Here is a 21,536-nt window from a genome sequence, read left to right on the forward strand (position 1 = left end):
CTCTATGCGCTGCTTCCGCTCGTCGTGCTGCTGTTGCTGGCACGGCGCGGCGCACCGGTCGACCGCAGCTTGACCGGGGCTTGCGCCGGCCTCGCCTCCGCCGGGCTCGCCACGATCGCCTACAGCCTGCATTGCCCGGACGATGCCGCACCCTTCCTGGCGACCTGGTACACGGTCGCGACCGCGATCATGACCGCACTCGGCGCGCTCATCCTGCCGCGTTTCCTGCGCTGGTGAGACGAGCCCGCACGGCACGACGAATGGTGACCTGATCTCGCAGACGCACGGTCATCGGCTGCATCGGCCAGATCGCGTTCGAAAAGAAAGTCGGATGAGCCTGATCGCGGGTACTTCGGTCAACCAATCGAAGGAACCGGTTGGTCCGGCGAACGTCCGACGACACCACCCTCACGCCCGATCGTCACGTCGTCGCTATGGCGCTTTATCTGTGCCGTTTGACAGCTCACGGTTGCGAGACGCCTACGCCTCCGTTTTGATCGGTCAACCGGAGAGGTGCCTTGATGGAACTGCGCTGCGTCGATTGCTCGAAACCCCACCCTTTGGCGTTGCTGTATCGCTGCGACGCCTGTGGCGGCATCCTCGAGGCGATCGGCGACGATGGTACGCCGCGGGTTTCGTTGGGCGAGACCGTCACGCCGCTGCTGCGCGCCGCGCGGATCGAGGCCTCGCTGCCCGGCTTCTCCGGCGAGATCTGGCTGAAGGACGAGACACGCAACCCTTCCGGCTCCTTCAAGGATCGCCTGGTCGCAAGCGCCCTGGGACGGGCACTCTCTCTGGGCGTGCGCAGAGTCGTCTGCGCCTCCTCGGGCAATGCCGGGGCTGCGACGGCCGCCTATGCCGCGCGCGCCGGCGTTCCCGCCGTGATCGTCGTTCCCGCCCATACACCGCTGGGAAAGGTGACGCAGATCGCCGCCCACGGAGCGATCCTGCTGCTGGTCGAAGGCCATTACAGCCGCTCCTACGACCTCGCTCTCGCCCTGGCCGAGCAGCACGGCTTCGCCAATCTGACCACGACATTCATCAACCCCTATGCGGTCGCGGGCCTGACGGCCGTCGGAACGGAACTGGTCGAGCAACTGGGCGGCGCTCCGAGCCATGTCCTGGTGCCCACCGGCAGCGGTCCGCTGGTCAAGGGCATCTGGCAGGGCGTGACCGATGCCGGCGCAACCACGCGATTGATCGCAGTGCAGGCGGAAGGCTGCGCGCCGATCGTACAGGCTTTCGACCAGGGACGAGAGCAAGTCCACGCTTGGGGCACGCCGCAGACCATCGCGTCCGGCATCAGCGATCCGTTGATCGGATATGAGCGTGACGGCACCTACACGCTGAAGCTGGTGCGCCAGAGCGGCGGCCGGGCGATCGCGGTCAGCGACGACGCGCTACGCGCGGCGATGCAGCTCCTCGCGCGCAGTGAGGGAATCTATGCCGAGCCGACCGGCGCCAGCCCGATCGCGGCCCTGCCGCGCCTTTGGGCCGAGGGCCATCTGCCCGCCGATGCGCGGGTCGTCTGCATGGTGACCGGTCACGGCTTCAAGGACGGCAAGGTCTACCAGGACCTGCCTGTCCATACGCATCGCGTCGACGATCCGACGGATACCGCTGCCGTTGCACGGATCTGCGAGGCTGCTCTTGGGATGAGCTGAGCTGCCCAGAATTTCACTTGCTACGGTTCACTATTCGGCTTTCCATCCAATGGGCTTCTTGCCACGCTACGATCGGGAACAACAATCAAATAGCGGGGGTTCGGAATGAGCATTCATGACGACAAGGCTTTGGCTGATGCCGCGATCCCTCCGGAAGAGGAAGCATTGTCGCTTCAGCGACGCAGCCTGTTCGGGCTCGGACTTGCAGGAGCTGCGGTCGGCGCCGCAGCCGGCCTCTTGGCCGCCCCGGCGGTCGCCCAAGCCCAGACGGTGGCCAAGAGCAAGCTCTACACGATCAAGGAACGCGGCAAGCTGATCGTCGGCACCGGCAGCACCAACCCGCCCTGGCATTTCCAGGATGCCAGCGGCAAGCTCGTCGGCATGGACATCGACCTCGCCCGGCTCTTGGCCAAGGGACTGTTCGATGATTACGAGAAGGTCGAGTTCGTCCTGCAGGGCTCCGATGCACGCATTCCGAGCCTTGTGACCGACAAGGTGGATATTGTCGTGCAGTGGATGACGGTGACCGCCGGCCGCGCCCAGCAGGTCGACTTCACCATCCCCTATTATCGCGAAGGCGTCGGCCTGCTCATGCTGGCGCGCGGCGGCAAGTACAAGAACTACGAGGAGTTGAAGGCCGCCGGCAAGGACGTCAGCATCGGCGGCATGCAGAATGTCTTCCTCGAAGAGTGGATCCACAAGGCCTTACCCGGCGCGAAGGTGGACGCCTTCGAGAGCCCGGACGCCGCGATGCAGGCGCTGAACGCGCGCCGGATCGATGCGTCGATGCAGGACCAGTCCGCCATGCGCTGGCTGATGCAGCAGGCTCCCGGCCGCTTCGTCGATGCAGGCTTTGGCTGGATGCCGAATTCCTACGCATCCGCGGTGAAGCCCGGCGATCCGACCTGGCTGAACTGGGTCAACACCGTCTACAAGGAGGCGATGATGGGGGTCGATTTCGACTACTTCGCCGCCTCCTACAAGAAATGGTTCGGCATCGAGCTGCCCATCCCGAAGGTCGGCTTCCCGCAAGAATTCGCCTGACCCCTTCCTGCGACGACGGCGGGCCGCTTCCCGGCCCGCCGCTTTCGGGACCTCAGCGGCCTAAATGATCGACTATCATTTCGACTGGTCCGTCATCACGCGGAACTGGGACAAGCTGACCGACGCGCTTCTGCTCGGCCTCCTGCTCGCCGTAATCTCGCTGGCGATCGGCTGCATCATCGGCCTCCTGTCGGCCTATGCGCGCCTCTCCACGAAGAAGTGGCTCTCGCTGCCGGCCTGGGCCTATGTCGAATTCATTCGCTGCACGCCATTGCTGCTGCTGATCTTCTTCCTGTATTTCGGTCTGCCCGAGTTCAACATCACCTTCCTGAACAAGTTCGAGAGCTTCGTGCTCTCGCTCTCGCTCTATGCCGGCGCCTATATGTCCGAGGTTTTCCGCTCGGGCCTGTCCTCGATCCCGAAACAATATGTCGAGGCGGCTAAGGCGATCGGCCTGCGTCCCTGGCAGCGTCAGGTCTATGTCGTGCTGCCGGTGATGTTCCGCATCACGCTGCCGGCGGTCAGCAACAACCTGATTTCGCTTTTCAAGGACACCTCGCTCGCCGCAGCCATCGCGGTGCCGGAACTGACCTTTGTCGCCCGGCAGATCAACGCCAACACCTTCCGGGTCATGGAGGTGTGGCTGACCGCGAGCGCGCTCTATCTCGCCACGGCCTACATCATCGCCCTTCTGCTGCGCCAGGTCGAACGGCGCTACGCTTCGATCCGCTAGGTGACCCGGCGATGGACTCCTTGATGGCTCCCGGCACTTTCCTTTTCGAGGCCTGGCAGGCCCGCGCCTCGCTGGCATCGGGTCTCGGCGTCACGCTCCTGAGCTCGGCCTTCAGCATTGTCATCGCGACCGTCTGCGGCATCGCGATGGGCGTCGCGCTGAGCTATGGCTGGTGGTGGCTGAGGCTGCTCTCCCGGCTCTATGTCGACCTGATGCGCGGCATTCCGGTTCTGGTCCTGATCCTCTTCACCTATTACGGCCTGGCCCTGTTCGGCGTGAACGTCGCCGCCTTCTGGGCTGGGGTGATCGCGCTCGGCGCCTTCGCGACCGCCCATGTCGCCGAGAATTTCCGCGGCGCCGTCGAATCCGTGCCGGCCGGCCAGATGGAGGCGGCCAAGGCGATCGGCCTGACCTTCGGCAAGCGGCTGAGATATGTGATCCTGCCGCAGGCCTTCCGGCGCATGTTGCCGCCCTGGGTCAATACCGGCCTCGAAGTGGTCAAGGGCACGACCCTGCTCTCGATCATCGGCGTCGTGGAGCTGCTCCTGTCGGCACAACAGCAGATGGCGCGCAACTACATGATCGTCGAGTTCTACCTGTTGGCGACGGTGCTCTATCTGATCGTCAACTTCACGCTGGCGCAGCTCGGCGCGCTGCTCGAACGCAAAACCTCCTATCTGCGTTACTGAACGGGACATTGCCATCGATGACCGAGCAACCGCTGCTTCAGGCCACAAATGTCCGCAAGCATTTCGGTGCGATCGAGGTGCTCAAGGGCATTGACCTCACCGTCCAGCAAGGGCAGGTCGTCTCGCTGATCGGCGCCTCGGGCTCCGGCAAGACGACTTTCCTGCGCTGCGTCAATCTGCTCGAAGAGCATGATGGCGGCGAAATCCTGCTCGACGGCGACCCGATCGGCTACCGGATGATCGGGGGAAAGCGGAAGCGCCTCAACGAAACCATGGTCTCGGCCCAGCGGGCCCGCATCGGTATGGTCTTCCAGCAGTTCAATCTGTTTCCGCATCTTACCGCGGCCGAGAACGTCATGCTCGGCCTGACCAAGGTGCTCGGGAAGAACCATGCCGAAGCCAAAGACATCGCCGGCCATTGGCTCGCCCGCGTCGGCCTCGGCGAACGCCGGGACCACTATCCCTATCAACTTTCAGGCGGCCAGCAGCAGCGTGTGGCGATCGCGCGCGCCGTTGCGATGCAGCCGCGCCTGCTGCTGTTCGACGAGGTCACCTCCGCTCTCGACCCGGAACTGGTGGCCGAGGTTCTCAGCGTCATGCAAGCCCTCGCGGAGTCGGGGATGACCATGCTGCTGGTGAGCCACGAAATGCTGTTTGTCCGCGACGTGTCGCATCACGTCCTGTTTCTTGATCAAGGGCGCGTCGCACAGGCCGGGCCCCCGACCGAGGTTTTCGACAATCCGCAGAGCGAACGCCTCCGTAGCTTCCTCGGCCGCTTCCACGGGATCTTCGGCCGCTGAGCCCAATCCAGGTCGACATCGGCTTCCTTGTCTGCCGAGCGTCCTTTCGCCTGTCGCCAGACGAAGCGCGATGATGGGCGAGCGGCTGAGGCGCTGTTCCATAAGTTCGGCATTGAGCGTTGCGTCCCAGCCGGTCATTGGGGCGCGGCATCGCTCGTTTCGTCGATCTTTCGGCTACGCTACGCGCCATCTTCGCACATTGGCACTTTGCCGTATTGCGGATCTCCCAGGCTGTTCCCAATGAAGGCGTCGCCGATGGCAGGTTCGACAAGGCTTGCTTTCTAAGCCAGCTGCCGGAGCCAATTCGCCAGGCTGTCATCGCCCGCTTCGAGCGCTGACGATAGGCGCAGATGCGCGGCGTCGCGTGGCGCGATGCCGTACTGCGCCTTGAAGGCGCGCGAGAAAGCATCATCGCTGGAAAAGCCGAACTGGCGTGCAATCCTTCCGATACCGCCTCTCCCGCGCGCCGAAGCATTGAGCGCCAGACGGGCTCGCGCCAGACGGCGCCGGCGGATATAGTCCGAAACGCCGCCGATCGGGGCGAAGAGGCGGTAAAGCGCCGAGCGCGACAAGCCGAACGCGCTGCAGAGCATCCGGGCATCAAGAGCGGGATCGCCGATCCGCCGGTCGATGAAGCGGCAGATCATGGCCAGGCTCGCCGTCAGTGTTGCCGGGGCGTCTCTGTCGCGCAACAGCGTCGGCGACAGGCAGGCCGATAGCAGTTGCGCGCTGGCCTTGGCGATATCGGAGGCTGCTGCCGGTTCGAGCGTGGGTGCCGCCTTCAGCAGGCTGCGCAGATGGTCGCCGGCCAGCGAACCGAGCGGGCTTGCTCCGGACAGGACAGTGCCATGCACCCGGTCCAGGCTGCCGGCATCGAGCGCGAGCAGACTGCGCGGCAACACCAGGTTGACCGCCCGCATGTCGGTGGCATGCGACCGTACCGGACGGGACAGGTCGAAAACCAGGACATCGCCCGGGCCGGCATGAACCTCCTCCCCATCCAGGTCGAGCGTCGTATGCCCGGCCTCGTAGCGCTGGATCAGCAGGTGGTCGACGCCGACCGCGCCGATCAGGCTTTCCGAGCGTTCGTAATGCTGGGCGCTCGTCGCCACCTGCCCGACCAGTGCCGTGCTCAAGTGGTGCCGATCGAGTTCCGCATGGAAACCGGCATCCCAGTCGCCGGCGAGCGGGCGCACATCGAAGATCGGTGCAATGGTCTCACGCCAGCTCCCGAAAAGCTGGCGCGCCTGATCGCCTTCCCTGCCCATCGCCCAGCCTGCCCCCTCTCGCAGCACTGCCCGTTACCAGGCATCGGCGCGGTTTTTCTAGACAAGAGAGAGCTGCGATAACGTAAAGATGTCGAAGAAAGAGCTCTGATACGCTGGCCCGGATGATTGGGACGCAGCGTCGCCTGTCCAGCGTCTCCCCGGTTTTCGTTCCATGTTACGCGCCGATCAACCGGTCCACCCTTGGTGGACGACGTTGATGAGCCTTGCCTATGCCGACGATCGCCGCGCGCCGAATCCTTCTTCGCTCTGCCTTCCTCGGTGCAAGCGCGGCGTCGCTTCTTGCCGCTCTAATGCCGGCTGTCGCCTCGGCCTCGGATCTGCCCGCGCTGCCGGACGCGTTCTTCGGCCGCCCCGCTCGCAACCTCCCGCGTGCCGCAATGATCCCTGCGCCCGCGTATTTCATGACGCCCGAGTACAACGCCAATTACGGCCTCGCGCAGACCAACGCCGCGGACGCCTACGCGCTTGGACTCAGCGGAAAAGGCGTTCTGGTGGCGGTAGTCGACAGCGGCATCGACCCGACGCATTCCGAATTTGCCGGCAGGCTCTCGCCCCTATCCCGCAATTTCGGCTTCGACCTGCCCGACCCGGCCGACATCCTGGATCGGGACAGGTTCTCGCACGGAACCCATGTGGCCGGGACGATCGCTGCTGCGAGAGATGGCAACGGCATGCAGGGCGTCGCCTACAATGCCGAAATCCTGGCCTTGCGCGCGATCACCCCGAGCGGGGGGGACACGGCTGCCGCCATCCGCTATGCGAGCGAGCAGGGCGCGAAGGTTCTGAACGGCAGCTATGGCCCCGTCTATCCCTCGCTGACCCTGCCGGACGGCAGCCCCAATCCGGACTACAGCCTCGTCCCGATCCAGCCCTACCATGTCGACGGCACCGCCGCCGAAGTCTCGGCCATTCGTCAGGCAGGCGCTTCGGACATGGTCATGGTCTTCGCCGCCGGCAACGAGCGCGAGGACCAGCCGGTGATCGCGCGCAATCCGACGGGGGCGGCGTTCTACCCCGCGATCCGTCCGGAAAACGCCGGCAAGAATCTCTATGTCTTCCTCGACGGCAACGGCGACCAGCTCGACGCGAGCAGCCTGAACTATTCGGATCTCCAGCCCTATACGATCGCCGTCGTCGCGGTGGACCGCGATCGGAAGATCGCATCGTTCAGCAACTATTGCGGCATCGCCGCCGCGTGGTGCCTCGCGGCGCCCGGCGTCGGCATCCTTTCGACCGTGACGCCGGCCAATGGCAGCTCGCCGACGGAACCGTACAACCTGTCCAGCGGAACCTCTATGGCCGCTCCGCATGTGGCGGGAGCGGCCGCCCTCGTCCGCGAGGCGTTTCCGTTCATGACCGCGCCGCAGGTGGTCCAGTCCATCCTCACCACGGCGACCGATCTGGGCTCGCCCGAGATCTATGGCTGGGGCCTGCTCAATGTCGGCAAGGCGGTGCGTGGCCCCGGCCAGTTCATGCAGACCTTCGACGTCGACACCAAGGGCTATTCGGCAACCTTCGGCAACGACATCACCGGCGCGGGCGGGCTGGTCAAGCGCGGCGAAGGCCGGCTCGAGCTGAGCGGTCGCAACACTTATGCGGGAGGCACCTCCGTTATTGGGGGAACGCTTGCGCTGAACGGTTCCGTTGCTTCGACGGTCTCCATCGGCCAGCAGGGCACCTTGCGCGGCACGGGCTCGATCGACGCGGGCCTGTTCAGCGCCGGCACGGTCATGCCCGGCAACTCCCCCGGCGCGCTGTTCGTCAAGGGGCCGGTGAGCTTCGGCGGCACCAACCGCTTCGTCCTCGAGATAGACGGAACCGGCACGGGCAACGGTGCGGGCAACTATTCGCGTCTCGTCGCACAGAGCGCGTCTGGACATGTCACCGTCGATGGGCGGATCGCCCCCGTGCTGCGCGGCATCGGCGGCGATGCGGGCAACGGCTTTACGCCCGTGTCCGGCACCGCCTTCCGGGTGCTGACGGCCGAAGGAGGCCTGAGCGGCAGCTTCACCGGGCTGGACCAGCCGGCCAATGGCTTGCCGGCCAATACCCGCTTCGACGCCCTCTATGGTGCCAGCGGGCTGTCGCTGGTCGTGACGCCCGGCTCCTATGCCGCGCTCGCAGGCCTGAACGGCAATGCTTCCTCCGTCGCAAGGGCGCTCGATTTTGTGCGGCCCGCCGCCGGGACGCGCCCCGATGCCGCCCGGCAGGAAGTCTTCGATGCACTCTACACGGCTGGCGCAGGCGCGCTTCCCGGTACGCTGAGTTCGCTGTCGGGGCAAAGCTATGCCGATGCCCGCATGGCGGCCATGAACGCCCAGCGGACGGTGAGCGCAGCCCTCGATCAGCGCCTGACGGCCGGCTGGTCCTCCCGATATGACCAGCTCACCGGGCTGGGAGCGGCGGGCTATGCCGGCCTTGGCAGCGCTTCGGCGCGGCCCGAGCGGATGCAGCCGGCGCAGGACGGCGCGCTCTGGGGGCAGGCCCTCTACGGTTTCGGGCGGACGGGAGCGGACGCGAACGGGATGGGCTCGAGCTTCGGCCTCGCCGGCGCCCTAATCGGTGCGGAAACCACCGCCTTCAGGGCCGGGACGATCGGCGCCGCCCTGGGATACACACGCTCGAACGGAGACCCGAAGGCCGATGCGACCGGTCGCGTCGCGCTCGACAGCTACAGCCTGGCGACCTATGGCCGGACTGATTTCGGAGCCCTGACCCTGCGGGGCTCGATCGGTGCCAGCTATGGCAAGACGGATATTCGCAGGACCATCCAGCTCGGCAATGCCCAGCGGGTCGCCCATGGCGAGGCCGACAGCTACGGCTTCTTCGGCAATGCCGTCGCCGGATATCGCCTCGCCTCCCTAGCGGGCCTCGATCTGTCGCCTGAAGCCGGGATCAGCCTGCACCACTCCCGGCAGGATGGTTTGACCGAAACGCAGGCGGGGGCTTTCGCGCTCACCCTGCGCGGCCAGAACCAGACCTCTGCAAGGTCCCTGGCGGGCGCCCGGCTGTCGACGCCCCCGGCCGGCGAGGCGAAGCTGCGCCTCGACCTCAAGGCCTACTGGTCCCATGAGTTCGCCGACAACGTCGCGGTCCTGCAGGCGAGCCTGCTGGGTGCGGGCATCGTGACGCGGAGCCCGGGCGCGGCGCGGGATGGTGCGGTGATCGGCGCAAGCCTGTCGGGCTTCGTCACCCCGCAGATCGAGGTGGCCGGTTCCTATGACGGCGACCTGCGGCTGGGCGCCACGACCCACCGCTTCTCCTTCCAGGCGATGACACGCTGGTAGGCCGACCGGAGATGCCCATGCCGTCCTCCTTCGCGCAACGCCTGCTGGGCGCCGGCCTGCCCGCTCTCCTCCTCGCCTGTATCCTCGGGGCCATGCTCTGGCACCAGCATCGCAGCGTCGAGCAGGTCGCGGCGCGCAGCCGCGAGGAGCAGATGCGGCTCGTCGGCACCTTGCTCGGCGCGAGTTTCGATCAGGCGGCCAAGTCGTCGCTCTCGCTCGCCGAATCCTTCGCGCGCAATGCCGATATTCGCGACGCGCTCGCCGCCGAGGATCGCATCCGGCTGCAGGCCCTATCCCAGGACGCCTACCAATATCTCAGCCGGCAGGCGAACGTGCAGATCTTCGGCTTTCACGACAGGGAGCTGCGCTATCTGCTGCGCATGCATCGCCCCGATCAGCATGGCGACGACATATCCGCGTTCAGGGCTATGATCGTGGCGGCCAACCGGCTGCGGCGCGCCCAGACCGGGATCGAGATCGGCATCGCCGGCATCGGCATCCGCGGCGTCGCTCTGGTCCAGCGGGGTTCGGAGTTCTTCGGGACGATGGAGGTCGGGCTCGACATCAGGCCCTTGATCGAGCTCGTCAAGACGGCGACCAACAGCGAGATTGCGGTTGTCGCTGCGGCCTCCCTCACCGGCGTCGCGCTCGACCCGAAGCTGCCTTCGATCGGCGGCCTCAGCATCATGGCATCGACCGACGACCAGCTTTTCCTGAATCTGCTGCGCGCCCAGGGAACGCAGCCGCAGCGGGATATCGAGTTCGGCCGCAGGCGGATCGGCGAGCGCAACTATGCCTTCATGAGCCAGCCACTGGTCGACTTCTCCGGCAAACTGGTCGGAACCGTCCTGATGCTCAAGGAGGAGCCCCGGTCCGACTGGAGCCGACTGAGCACCGAACTATGGGTCATCGCCCTTTGCGGCGGGATACTCGCCTTTGTCGGCTTTCTCGTGTTGTCGCGCCCGCGGCGGGCCGTGTCATGATCTGGCGCCTGCTTCTCCTCCCCCTGATCCTTGTCGGCCTCGCTCAAGGCGCTTGGGGGGAGGAAAGGACGAACAACGGCAAGGCAACGCTGCCGGAAGCTTTCGGCTTGCCCGTGCGTGTCCATATCGCGCTGCGCGTGCTCAATGTCCTGGAGATCAAGGAAGTCTCCGGGCAGGGACGGTTGCATCTCGAATTGACCCAACGCTGGCGCGACCCGCGCCTTGCCTTCGATGCGGTCGCGCGCGGCCTTGCCCGCGAGGATCGGGTCGGCGAGGAAGCCGACGACTATCTGAAGACCATCTGGTCGCCCGGTCTCGCGCTCGACAACCAGATCGGAGACAAGGACGCCCGCATCGTCGCCCTTTCCGTGCATGCCGATGGCGAGGTGGTGTTGATCGAGCGCTTCGAAAGCGATTTCCGCTTTCGGATGAACATGGACGCCTTTCCTTTCGACCGTCAGAGCCTGACGATCGGGCTCTCGCTCCCGCGCTATGCACAGCAGGAGGCGATCGTCCTGACGACGGAGGCGGACCGCCCCTTCTCAGGCGTCGAGGATACGCTCTCGGTCGTCGACTGGCGGCCGGTCGGCCTGCGCTTCACCAACGATCTCGCGATCGGCTGGAACGCGCGCTCCTATTCGCGCCTCAACGCGACCGTGACGATCGCACGCTATGCGGAGCGCTACCATCTGCGGATCTTCGTTCCCATCATCGCGGTACTAGCGGTCTCACTGTTCGTGCTGTGGTCCCCGGGTTTGAAGGAGCAGGACAAGGGAGGCCTGATCTTCTCGTCGCTGCTGGCGCTGGCGGCGATCAGCTTCACCTTCGAATCCTCGTTTCCCGGCTCGATCTCCCTCAATACCCCCGTCGCCGAGATGATATCGCTCGGATACCTCTATCTCGTCGTGGTGCTGATGTTCGAGATCGCGCTCTCGGTCGCGATCGCTCACCCCGGCTTCCGCTGGCGCGACCAGGCCGCTGATTTGCGCTGGCATCTGCGCTGGGCGGTGCCGGCAATGATGTTGATCATCTGCGTCGGGGCGGCGGTCCGCGCCCTGCCCTGATCGTTCGCTCGCCCGCTCGAGGTCCTCGATCGCTTCGCCGGGTCGCGCTTCGGACCATCGCAAAGCCGCAGGCGACATCGCCGGATTGGGGTGACCGGGAAGCAGGCTTCAGCAGACTATTGTCAGACACAGGCGGTCCATTGAAGTCGGCGGGACTTCGGCGCCATCCATTTGCCTGAAAGGCGAGCGACATCGGCTGCTGCCGAAAGAGATATCGCTGCATGACCAAGCGCCCGCCCTTCGAACGCATCGCGCTGCTCCTGCAGGGGGGTGGAGCCCTCGGCTCCTACCAGGCGGGAGTCTACCAGGCCCTGGCCGAAGCCGGATTGCAGCCGGACTGGGTGGCGGGCATCTCGATCGGCGCGATCAATTCCGCCCTGATCGCGGGCAATCCGCCGGAACGGCGCGTGGCGGCCCTGCGGGCGTTCTGGGAAGCGATCACCGTGCCGCCGCCCGTCCTGCCGGCCTTCGTTTCGTCCATGCTGGAGGCGGTGCAGTGGCGAAGCGATGTGACCCATGGCTGGCTCAACCAGACGCGCGCCTTCGCCACGCTCCTGGGAGGCGCGCCGGACTTCTTCAGCCCGCGCCCGGTCCCGCCCTTCCTGTCGCCTGACGGCGGCGCAGCCGCCCAAAGCTTCTATGATGTCGGCCCGCTCAAGGCGACGCTCGAGAGATTGGTCGATTTCGACCGCATCAACGCCGGCCCCATGCGCTTCAGTGTCGGCGCGGTGAATGTCAGGACCGGCAACTTCGCCTATTTCGATACGACGACCCATGTCATCGGCGCCGACCATGTCATGGCGAGCGGCGCCCTGCCGCCGGGTTTTCCGGCCGTCGAGATCGACGGCGAGAGCTATTGGGATGGCGGGCTGGTGTCGAACACTCCCCTGCAATGGGTGCTGGAATGCCATCCTCGTCAGGACACGCTCGCTTTCCAGATCGATCTGTGGAGTGCGACGGGCGAGTTCCCCACGGATCTGGCCAGTCAGGATTCGCGGCTGAAGGACATCCGCTTCTCGAGCCGCACCCGTGCCGCGACCGACCAGTTCCGGAAGACCCAGAGCCTGCGCCGGGCGCTGGGGCGCCTGATCGAGCGCGTGCCGGACTCGGTGCTCGCAGGAGCCGATGCCGATATCCTGGCTTTGCTCGCGGAGGCCGACGAGAAGGTCTACAATATCGCCCAATTGATCTATCGCTCGAAGGGGTACGAAGGGTCCTCCAAGGACTACGAGTTCTCGCGCGCGACCATGGAGGAGCACTGGGCATCGGGCTACGAGGACGCGCGCCTCACCTTGAGCTACCCGGAAGTGCTCCAGCGCCCGCAGACGGCCGATGGCGTCGCCACGTTCGATCTGGCGAAACTAGCGCAACGCTCGCCCGACGGCAGCCCGTCATAGTGTCGGCGCGATCGCGCCTGCACCCTGTTTCGCCTCCCATGTCCAGCCACCGACGAGAAGCAGGACCTCCTCATGAAGATCCAAGATGTCCGCGCCAAGGCCTTCGCCATGCCGCTGAACAATCCGGCCTACCCCCGTCCGCCCTATAAATTCTACAACCGCGAATTCGTCGTCATCAATTACCGCACCGATCCGGAGCTGCTGCGCGCAGTGGTTCCCGAGCCTCTGGAAGTCATCGGCGATACGGTCGCCTATGAATTCATCCGCATGCCGGATTCGACCGGTTTCGGCGACTACACCGAAACCGGGCAGGTCATTCCGGTGCGCTTCACCACGGCTTCCGGCGAGGTGCAGGAAGGCGGCTATGTCCACGCCATGTATCTCGACGACAACGCGCCCATCGCCGGCGGCCGCGAGATCTGGGGCTTTCCGAAGAAGCTGGCCTCGCCGAAGATCAGCCACGAGCAGGAGACGCTCGTCGGCACGCTGCATTACGGCTCGGTGCTCTGCGTGACGGCCACCATGGGCTACAAGCACCGCGAGCTCGATCTGGCGCCGCTCGCCAAAGCGATGGCGAAGCCTGCCTTCATGATCAAGATCATCCCTCATGTCGACGGCTCGCCGCGCATCTGCGAGCTGGTGCGCTATTACATGGAGGACGTGACGTTGAAGGGGGCCTGGACCGGCCCCGCCGCGCTGCAGCTCTTCGAGCATGCGATGTGCGATGTCGCCCGCCTGCCGGTGCATGAAGTGGTCTCGGCGAGCCATTACGTCGCCGATCTGACGCTCGGCCTCGGCGAGGTTGTGTTCGACTATCTCAAGGCGGACTCGCCCGCCAACTGAAAGGAAGCAGGATCATGGCTCGTTTCGACGGAAGAGTTGCAATCGTCACCGGCGCCGCCAGCGGTATCGGCAAGGAGATCGCGATCCGCCTCGCTGCCGAAGGCGGCATTCCGGTCATCGCGGATCTCAATCTCGACGCCGCCAATGCCACGGCAGACGAGATCAGGGCGACGGGTGCCGACGCCTTCGCGGTGTCAATGAACGTGACCGATGAGGATCAGGTCGAAAAGGGTGTCGCCGACGTCGTGGCGAAATACGGCAAGATCGATGTGCTGGTCAGCAATGCCGGCATCCAGATCGTCAAGCCTCTGGTCGACTTCCCCTATGCCGACTGGAAGAAACTGCTCTCGATCCATCTCGACGGGGCCTTCCTGACCACCCGCGCCTGCCTCAAGCACATGTACGCCGCCAATTATGGCCGCGTGATCTACATGGGATCGGTGCATTCCAAGGAGGCCTCGAAACTGAAGGCGCCCTATGTCACGGCCAAGCATGGCCTGATCGGCCTCGCCAAGGTGCTGGCCAAGGAGGGCGCCGAGCACAACGTCACGGCCAATGTCGTCTGCCCCGGTTTCGTGCGCACGCCGCTCGTCGAGAAGCAGATTCCGGAGCAGGCCAAGGAGCTCGGCCTGACCGAGGAGCAGGTGGTCAAGACCGTCATGCTCAAGGACACGGTCGACGGCGAGTTCACCACCACCGACGATGTCGCCGATGCCGTGCTCTATTTCGCGGCAGCCAGGACGAACGCGCTGACGGGCCAGTCGCTCGTCGTCAGCCATGGCTGGTTCATGCAGTAGCAGGCGCGCGGACGAAGCTCGCACGCTCCGTATCGCGAGACGTAGCCGATCTCACCTGGGACATCTCCGCGCTTCGATGAAGTGCGGAGATGTCACCGCATAGCGTCATGCGAGCTCGTAGCGGCTGCGCTCGAGGGCGCCCTAGAACCTGCCGGCGAGCCGGGGCACGCTCCGATGCCCCGGCCAAGCTTCAAGGCATGGGCCGGGAAAGCGTCTCAGGCTCCCTTCAGGCGCGCGTTGCACTGGCTGTAGTAGCCACCGCCCTTCTGGATCCATTTCAGGCTGCCGTTGCCGCCATTGGCCTTGTTGACGTTGTACTGGTCGTCGCAGGTCTTGAAACGTTGTTTGCCGGCTGAAAGCGTCGAATATTTAGAGTCGACCTTGCTCGGAAACACGACATTGCCAGCCGCTACGGGGGGAGCCATGGCCGGTTTTGCCGGCACGGCCGGCGCCGTAGCGACAGGCTTGGCCGGAGCCGCGGCAGCCGGTGCGGGTGCAGGTGCGGTAGCGGCGGCAGGCGCCGCAGTATCACTGCATTGCGCCTTGCGGAAATCGTTCCATGACTGCCCGCCAAGGGTATTGCTGGTCTTGGCGGCATTGTACTTGGTGCTGCACTCCTTCATCGACAGCGCCATGGCTGGCGTTGATACCTGCCATGCGAAACCACTGGCGAGCACGAAGAGAGCCGCTGCTGCTCTGATCCGGTTATATGCCATGTCCGTAGTCCCCCTATGGGGTGTGGTTGATATGGCCATGACCAAACAGACCATTCCAGATGGCCATGCCACGCCTCATGATTACATTGCGTCACATGAATGAAAACCGACGCTTTTTGTCGACGCTCTCCATACGGTGTCGAGGGCTCGGTTGCTGAACCACGCGCGGAAGGTGTCGGCCCCGCCGCGACACACACATCGCGTCGGTCTGACCTTCGACGCTGTGTTCCGGGGCCCGGAACATGCAGGTGGCTGGGTACGCAGCCATCGCAGCATAACCTTTGGAAGCGTGGGACCGACCGCGGTCGGCGTGCGAGCGCCGAACTCCAATTCGGAAGGGTTGTCGTACCCCACCGATGTCAACGGATGGATTGCTCTAGCGCTTTATCTCGCCTCGAAAATTATCGATATTTTTCAATAAGATGAATTCTGAAATGCCCCAGCGCCGAGATTGAACTACGTCATTTCGGCGATTGACGCTGGCTTCCGGAAACCTGGAGTGTAGGCGTCCTCTCCACTCCGCACAGCGACACTCTGCTGACGCCACCTAGCGATCGAGCCAACGCGCTCTTTTTTCCCGTGAACGAAACAGCCGCTATTTGCCTGGTAGCTCTGTGCTGTTTGACAGCTCACAGCTGCGAGGCGCCGGCGCCTCCGTTTTGATCGGTCAACCGGAGAAGTGTCTTGATGGAAGTGCGCGGCGTCGATTGTCCCAGTGACGGCGTCGCAGATCGCAGGTTCGACAAGGCTTGATTTCTATCCATATATCCAATAACTCGGATGCATGGATAGAAACCAGGTCATTGCAGCCATGGCTGCCCTGGCGCAGCCGACCCGGCTCGACACCTTCAAGCTATTGGTCAACCGGGAGCCCGCGGGTATTCCCGCCGGCGAACTCGCCCGCCTGATCGACGTCCCGCAGAACACCATGTCGGCGCATCTGGCGGTCTTGTCCCGCGCTGGTCTGATCGTCGGCGAGCGCCACAGCCGCTCCATCATCTACCGGGCCGACCTCGACGGCGTCCGCTCGGTGATCACCTTCCTGCTGATGGACTGCTGCGGCGGGCGGGCCGACCTCTGCCAGCCCCTCATCGACGAACTCGTTCCCTGCTGCCCGTGAAAGCCAGCCCTATGGATGTCGTCATCTACCACAATCCCGACTGCGGGACGTCGCGGAACACGCTCGCCCTGATCCGGAACGCCGGCCTGGAGCCGCATATCGTCGAGTACCTGAAGACGCCGCCGACCCGAGCGAGGATCGTTGATTTGGTCAAGCGCATGGGAGTGTCGCTGCGCCATGTCATTCGTGAGAAAGGCACACCCTTCGCCGAGCTCGGGCTCGCTGATCCGTCGCTGTCGGACGACGCCTTGCTCGCTGCGATCGAGAGGCACCCGATCCTGCTCAATCGCCCCATCGTTGTAACCTCAAGGGGAGTGCGGCTCTGCCGCCCCTCCGAGGAGGTCATCGACTTGCTGCCTCCGCAGCTTGGCGCCTTCGTCAAAGAGGATGGCGAGCGCATCGTCGATGAGTCCGGCCGCCGCGCCGCGAGCGCCTGACCCGATGTCCATCTTCGAACGCTACCTCACGCTGTGGGTGGTGCTGTGCATCGTCGCCGGCGTCTCCCTCGGGCATCTGGTCCCCGGCGTCTTCCAATTCATTGGCAGCATGGAGATTGCCAAGGTCAACCTACCGATGGCGGTCCTGATCTGGCTCATGGTCATACCCATGCTGCTGAAGATCGACTTCGCCGCGCTTGGTCACGTCGGCCGGCACTGGCGCGGCATCGGCGTGACCCTGTTCGTCAACTGGGCGGTGAAGCCTTTCTCGATGGCGCTGCTGGGCTGGCTATTCGTCGGATGGCTCTTTCGTCCCTATCTGCCGGCGGTCCAGATCGATTCCTACATCGCCGGTCTGATCATCCTGGCGGCCGCACCCTGCACAGCGATGGTGTTCGTCTGGTCGAACCTGATCAAGGGCGAGCCGCACTTCACCCTAAGCCAGGTCGCGCTGAACGACGCCATCATGGTCGTGGCCTTCGCCCCGATTGTCGGCCTGCTGCTGGGCTTGTCGGCCATCACCGTGCCGTGGGGCACTCTGACGCTCTCGGTCGCCCTGTACATCGTCGTGCCGGTGATCGTCTCGCAACTGATCCGCAGGAGCGTGCTCGTCTCCGGGGACCAGGCGGCGCTCCAACGGCTGCTCGGCTTCCTGTCGCCGGTCTCGCTTGTCGCCTTGTTGGCCACGCTGGTGATGCTCTTCGGCTTCCAGGGAAAGCAGATCCTGGCGCAGCCCTCGATCATCGCGATCCTCGCCGTCCCGATCCTGATCCAGGTCTACTTCAACGCCGGCCTCGCCTACTGGATGAATCGGCTCGCCGGCGAGCAGCATTGCGTTGCGGGTCCCTCGGCGCTGATCGGCGCCTCCAACTTCTTCGAGCTCGCCGTCGCCGCCGCCATCAGCCTGTTCGGGTTCAATTCCGGGGCGGCGCTCGCCACGGTCGTCGGCGTGCTGATCGAGGTGCCCGTCATGCTGTCGGTCGTCTGGATCGTGAACCGCTCGAAGGGCTGGTACGAACGCGGTGCGTTACCGGCGGACGCAAAGGGAATGCGATGAACGATCTTCCCAACCTCGATTTCGATCGCCTGCTCCCGCCGGATATCAGCCGTCTCGAACCTGCTGAACGGGCCTCGCACCCGCCCCGTATCCTTCTGCTCTACGGCTCGCTTCGGACACGCTCCTATAGCCGCCTTCTGACCTTGGAAGCCGAGCGCATTCTCCGCCACCTCGGCGCCGAGACGCGCGTGTTCGATCCCACCGGTCTTCCGATGCCCGACAGCGTCCCCGTCGATCATCCCAAGGTGAAGGAGCTTCTGGACCTGGCTCTTTGGTCGGAGGGCCAGGTCTGGTGCAGCCCGGAACGCCACGGCACGATCACCGGCGTCTTCAAGAGCCAGATCGACTGGATACCGCTGGAGCTCGGATCTGTGCGTCCGACGCAAGGCCGCACGCTCGCGGTCATGCAGGTCTCCGGCGGCTCGCAATCGTTTAACGCGGTCAACGCACTTCGCGTGCTGGGGCGCTGGATGCGAATGGTTGCGATCCCGAACCAATCCTCGGTCCCCAAGGCCTACCAGGAGTTCGACGAGGCGGGCCGCATGAAGCCGTCCGCATACTATGACCGCGTCGTCGACGTGATGGAGGAACTAGTCCGCTTCACGCTGCTGACGCGTGATCGGTCGGATTATCTGACGATGCGCTACAGCGAGCGGAAGACGACGCCAGGGGCGTCCGTGACGTCGCTGTGATCGGGCTGGCTGCAGCATCCAATAATACGACGGGTGCGTGCGTTGCCATTCGCTCAACGCCGGAAAGCGCACCCGTCCGAATAGAGCCACGCTATTTTGCGACGAGCGGGCACTTGCTCTCGGATAGCGGCCAGACCGTTTCCTCCGGCGCAATCTTGCGCACGATCTCGAAATAATCCCACGGCGCCTTGGAGGCCGCCGGCTTCTTTACGCGGGCCAGATACATCTCGCGCAAGACCCGGCCATCGGCGCGGATCCTGGCATTCTGCGTGAAGGCGTCGTTGATCGGCATCGCCTTCATCGCGGCAGTCACCTTGTCCGGGTCATCCGTGCCGGCTTCCTTGATCGCCTTGAGATAGTGCAGCACCGAGCCGTAGACGCCGGCGTGAAGCATCGAGGGCATCATCCCGGTCCGCTCCATGAACTGCTTCGACCAGGCGCGGGAGGCGTCGTCGATATCCCAATAGGATGCCGTGGTCAGATAGGTGCCCTGCGTCGCCTTGAGCCCGAGGCTATGGACGTCCTGCAGGAAGAAGATGAGTGCCGCCAGGTTCTGGCCCTGTTCGGTGATGCCGAACTCACCGGCCTGCTTGATGGCATTGACCGTGTCGTTGCCGGCATTGGCGATGCCGATCACCTTTGCCCCGGAAGCCTGGGCGCGCAGCAGGAAGGACGAGAAATCGGCGTTGTTCAGGGGGTGGCGGACCGCACCCACGACCTTGCCGCCATTGGCCTCGACGACATCGGTCGCGTCCTTCTGCAACTGATGGCCGAAGGCGTAATCCGAAGCGAGCATGAACCAACTGGTCCCGCCAGCCTTGACCACAGCCGACGCCGTGCCCCGCGCGACGCCATAGGTGTCGTAGGTCCAGTGGAAGCCGTAAGGCGAACATTGCTCGTTGGTGAGCGCCGTCGTACCTGCGCCGGAATACATGACGATGCGCTTCTTCTCGCGCGCCAGAGACTGGATCGCGAGTGCGACGGCTGAATTCGGCACATCCACGATCGCGTCGACCTTGTCGACATCGAACCATTGCCGGGCGATGGTGAGGCCGATATCGGCCTTGTGCTGATGATCCGCCGAAACGATCTGGATCGGCTTGCCGAGAACGGTGCCGCCGAATTCCTTCACCGCCATCTCGGCGGCAACGAGCGAACCCTTTCCGGTGATGTCGGCGGTGACGCCGGCCATGTCGGTCAGGACGCCGATCTTGACGACATCATCACTCACCTGCGCGTGGGCGGTGCCGGCACAAGCGAGCATGGCCGTCAGGCTGGCCAGCAGCAACTTCTTCATCTCGTCCTCCCGGGTCAGGTCCGCTTGGCGCGGATCGTCAAATCACGCGTTCAAAGGCCGCGCTCGTCGAGCCAGCGCAGGAGCCTGTCGGCGATGGCGTCGCTGTTGTCCTCGATCATCGGCATGTGCCCATTGCCTTCGATGCCTTCGTCCGGCAGCCACAGGAACTGCGCGCCGAGATAGCGCGCGGTCGCCTCGTCCATCGCTTTCGGATGCCGGGGATCGTGGTCTCCGGTGACGATCAGGATCGGTGTTTGCGCGAGAGAAGCAGGGTCGGCGATGCGCAGCCCCCGCCCCCCGATATTGAAGCGCTCGTTGAAGAGACGCGCGCTCTCGGGAACGATCGAAAGCCGATATTGATCGAAGGCATGCTGCGGAAAACGCGGGGCATTGGCCCAGAAGCTGCGCATGAAGGCATCGCCGACGCTGACCGGCCGGTCCTCCGGCGTCATCACCGGGCAGCCAAGGCTGATATCGTTGCTCAGCATGGCAACCGCCTCGTGATCCTCGGGCAGCACCGCCAGGATATTGGCAGGCGCGCCGGGAGCGATGCCGAGAACGGCAGCGACGGAACGCTGTGCGCGTTCGGCGATCCACCATGCCATCGGCCCGCTGGCAGAATGGACGAGCAGGACCGCCGGCCCGACCTGTTCGACCAGCGCGAGGATCGCCTCCGCAATGTCCTGCGTCGGCAGGGATGCCAGGTCTTCGCAGGTTGGCGAGCGGCCATGGCCGGGCCAGTCGACCACGAAGACGTCCCGGTCCGCTGAAGCGAAACGTGGTGCCCATCCTTCGCGTCCGTCCGGCGTCGCGAGATAGCACTGGCCGGTATGGCAGCCGCCATGGACCATCACGACAGCGAGATGATGGGATGCAGCCTTTGCGGGCAGATGATCGACATAGATCGGGCGAGCGGGCGTCCCGCTGAAGAAAGCGCGCCCGAATTGGCGCTGGGTCGCGACAGGGCGAGCACTCGCCGGAGCCGGCCTGTTCATGCGATCCTCCCAGCGGCAGGGCTTCGAGGCCGTGCCATCTTCTTGCCAGGATGCTACGACCGCCCCGCCATGAGATCAACAAGAAAGTCTCATATGAGACCGAATAAGCTTGAGCAGCCAATCCTGCCGGACCAAGGCGAGGACGACCTGCGCGCCATTCTGGGCGGCACCGAAATCCCGACCGCCTACAAGATCGGCTACATCCTCAACTTCTATCGAGAGCCGTCTTTCCGGCGCATCGAAGCCGAGTTCGGGCTGACGCGGCCGGAGATCGTGATCCTGCTCGCCCTGCATTTCCGCGAGGGCATCACCGCAGCCGAGTTCTGCGAGTTCTCGGGTCACCTCAAGGCCGGCGTTAGCCGCGCGGCCATCGCGCTTGAAAAGAAGGATCTGATCCGGCGCGTTACTGACCCGGCGGATAGTCGCCGGCAGCGCCTTTTCCTGACGGATGCGGGTCGTGATCTTTATAGCCGCTACGTTCCGGCATTGAAGGCGCGGGAAGCCGCCATGCTGGCCTGCCTCTCAGGCTCGGAGCGCAAGCAGCTTGACCGTCTGCTCGACAAGCTCGCTGCCCACGTGCCGGATTGGGGCTCGGCTTCAGAGCTCTAAGCAGCCCCAATCACTGAAATACA

21 protein-coding genes are annotated in these 21,536 nt (G+C 64.6%); 17 read left to right on the forward strand and 4 right to left on the reverse strand.

The annotated features are described in order from the left end of the window. The 6 genes from JHD80_RS19445 to JHD80_RS19470 all read left to right on the forward strand — a co-directional run. A partial coding sequence (locus JHD80_RS19445; RefSeq protein ID WP_199090804.1) for an NrsF family protein occupies positions 1–237 on the forward strand: 237 nt, incomplete at its 5' end. Between the two features lie 284 nt (positions 238–521). Beyond that, on the forward strand, positions 522–1,664 hold the full coding sequence (thrC, locus tag JHD80_RS19450; protein WP_199090806.1) for a threonine synthase: 1,143 nt from the start codon (positions 522–524) through the stop codon (positions 1,662–1,664). 105 nt (positions 1,665–1,769) lie between these two features. Then, on the forward strand, positions 1,770–2,708 hold the full coding sequence (locus tag JHD80_RS19455) for a transporter substrate-binding domain-containing protein (protein WP_199090808.1): 939 nt from the start codon (positions 1,770–1,772) through the stop codon (positions 2,706–2,708). A 67-nt stretch (positions 2,709–2,775) separates the two neighbouring features. Then, complete coding sequence (locus JHD80_RS19460) at positions 2,776–3,441, forward strand: ABC transporter permease subunit (protein WP_199090852.1); 666 nt, start codon at positions 2,776–2,778, stop codon at positions 3,439–3,441. Positions 3,442–3,452: 11 nt separating this feature from the next. Continuing rightward, a complete protein-coding gene (locus JHD80_RS19465; protein WP_199090809.1) occupies positions 3,453–4,130 on the forward strand; it encodes an amino acid ABC transporter permease in 678 nt (225 codons plus the stop codon). A gap of 17 nt (positions 4,131–4,147) precedes the next feature. After that, the gene (locus JHD80_RS19470; RefSeq protein WP_282568414.1) at positions 4,148–4,930 is read left to right on the forward strand and encodes an amino acid ABC transporter ATP-binding protein; all 783 of its coding nucleotides are present in this window, start codon (positions 4,148–4,150) and stop codon (positions 4,928–4,930) included. Between the two features lie 281 nt (positions 4,931–5,211). On the opposite strand, the gene JHD80_RS19475 is transcribed toward JHD80_RS19470, so the two are convergent. Continuing rightward, positions 5,212–6,198, reverse strand: a complete 987-nt coding sequence (locus JHD80_RS19475) for an AraC-like ligand-binding domain-containing protein (protein WP_199090811.1) — start codon at positions 6,196–6,198, stop codon at positions 5,212–5,214. A 230-nt stretch (positions 6,199–6,428) separates the two neighbouring features. Between JHD80_RS19475 and JHD80_RS19480 the strand changes: the two genes are divergently transcribed. The 6 genes from JHD80_RS19480 (at position 6,429) to JHD80_RS19505 (ending at position 14,590) form a co-directional block, all read left to right on the forward strand. After that, positions 6,429–9,506, forward strand: a complete 3,078-nt coding sequence (locus JHD80_RS19480) for a S8 family serine peptidase (protein WP_210339936.1) — start codon at positions 6,429–6,431, stop codon at positions 9,504–9,506. Positions 9,507–9,523: 17 nt separating this feature from the next. After that, complete coding sequence (locus tag JHD80_RS19485; protein WP_199090815.1) at positions 9,524–10,489, forward strand: cache domain-containing protein; 966 nt, start codon at positions 9,524–9,526, stop codon at positions 10,487–10,489. Positions 10,490–10,602: 113 nt separating this feature from the next. Further along, entirely contained in the window at positions 10,603–11,553 is a 951-nt protein-coding gene (locus JHD80_RS19490) for a ligand-gated ion channel (RefSeq protein ID WP_349237308.1), read from the forward strand. A gap of 221 nt (positions 11,554–11,774) precedes the next feature. Further along, positions 11,775–12,950 (forward strand): patatin-like phospholipase family protein, encoded by a 1,176-nt coding sequence (locus JHD80_RS19495; RefSeq protein ID WP_199090819.1) that lies wholly within the window; start codon positions 11,775–11,777, stop codon positions 12,948–12,950. A 72-nt stretch (positions 12,951–13,022) separates the two neighbouring features. Continuing rightward, the gene (locus tag JHD80_RS19500; protein ID WP_199090820.1) at positions 13,023–13,793 is read left to right on the forward strand and encodes an acetoacetate decarboxylase; all 771 of its coding nucleotides are present in this window, start codon (positions 13,023–13,025) and stop codon (positions 13,791–13,793) included. Between the two features lie 14 nt (positions 13,794–13,807). Continuing rightward, complete coding sequence (locus tag JHD80_RS19505; protein WP_199090822.1) at positions 13,808–14,590, forward strand: 3-hydroxybutyrate dehydrogenase; 783 nt, start codon at positions 13,808–13,810, stop codon at positions 14,588–14,590. Between the two features lie 215 nt (positions 14,591–14,805). On the opposite strand, the gene JHD80_RS19510 is transcribed toward JHD80_RS19505, so the two are convergent. After that, the gene (locus JHD80_RS19510) at positions 14,806–15,306 is read right to left on the reverse strand and encodes a hypothetical protein (RefSeq protein ID WP_199090824.1); all 501 of its coding nucleotides are present in this window, start codon (positions 15,304–15,306) and stop codon (positions 14,806–14,808) included. Positions 15,307–16,090: 784 nt separating this feature from the next. Between JHD80_RS19510 and JHD80_RS19515 the strand changes: the two genes are divergently transcribed. The 4 genes from JHD80_RS19515 to arsH are packed head-to-tail and all read left to right on the forward strand — an operon-like array spanning position 16,091 to position 18,612. Next, positions 16,091–16,426, forward strand: coding sequence for an ArsR/SmtB family transcription factor (locus tag JHD80_RS19515; RefSeq protein ID WP_199090826.1), 336 nt, complete (start codon positions 16,091–16,093; stop codon positions 16,424–16,426). Positions 16,427–16,437: 11 nt separating this feature from the next. After that, positions 16,438–16,863, forward strand: coding sequence for an arsenate reductase (glutaredoxin) (gene arsC, locus JHD80_RS19520; RefSeq protein ID WP_199090828.1), 426 nt, complete (start codon positions 16,438–16,440; stop codon positions 16,861–16,863). Between the two features lie 4 nt (positions 16,864–16,867). Next, positions 16,868–17,920: an ACR3 family arsenite efflux transporter gene (arsB, locus tag JHD80_RS19525; protein ID WP_199090830.1), complete on the forward strand. Its 1,053-nt coding sequence runs from the start codon at positions 16,868–16,870 to the stop codon at positions 17,918–17,920. Next, positions 17,917–18,612 carry an arsenical resistance protein ArsH gene (arsH, locus tag JHD80_RS19530; protein WP_199090839.1) on the forward strand — a complete coding sequence of 232 codons (696 nt, stop codon included), beginning with the start codon at positions 17,917–17,919 and terminating at the stop codon, positions 18,610–18,612. Before arsB ends, arsH begins: the two co-directional genes overlap by 4 nt. A 91-nt stretch (positions 18,613–18,703) precedes the next feature. On the opposite strand, the gene JHD80_RS19535 is transcribed toward arsH, so the two are convergent. Both JHD80_RS19535 and JHD80_RS19540 read right to left on the reverse strand, forming a co-directional pair. Continuing rightward, entirely contained in the window at positions 18,704–19,909 is a 1,206-nt protein-coding gene (locus JHD80_RS19535) for an ABC transporter substrate-binding protein (protein ID WP_199090841.1), read from the reverse strand. 50 nt (positions 19,910–19,959) lie between these two features. Then, entirely contained in the window at positions 19,960–20,760 is an 801-nt protein-coding gene (locus tag JHD80_RS19540; protein WP_248311660.1) for an alpha/beta fold hydrolase, read from the reverse strand. Between JHD80_RS19540 and JHD80_RS19545 the strand changes: the two genes are divergently transcribed. Then, positions 20,752–21,513, forward strand: coding sequence for a MarR family winged helix-turn-helix transcriptional regulator (locus JHD80_RS19545; RefSeq protein WP_248311661.1), 762 nt, complete (start codon positions 20,752–20,754; stop codon positions 21,511–21,513). The genes JHD80_RS19540 and JHD80_RS19545 overlap by 9 nt on opposite strands. Positions 21,514–21,536: the final 23 nt, after the last annotated feature.

Origin of the sequence: Allobosea sp. ASV33 (assembly GCF_016428755.1) — a bacterium.
Taxonomy (GTDB): Bacteria; Pseudomonadota; Alphaproteobacteria; order Rhizobiales; family Beijerinckiaceae; genus Allobosea.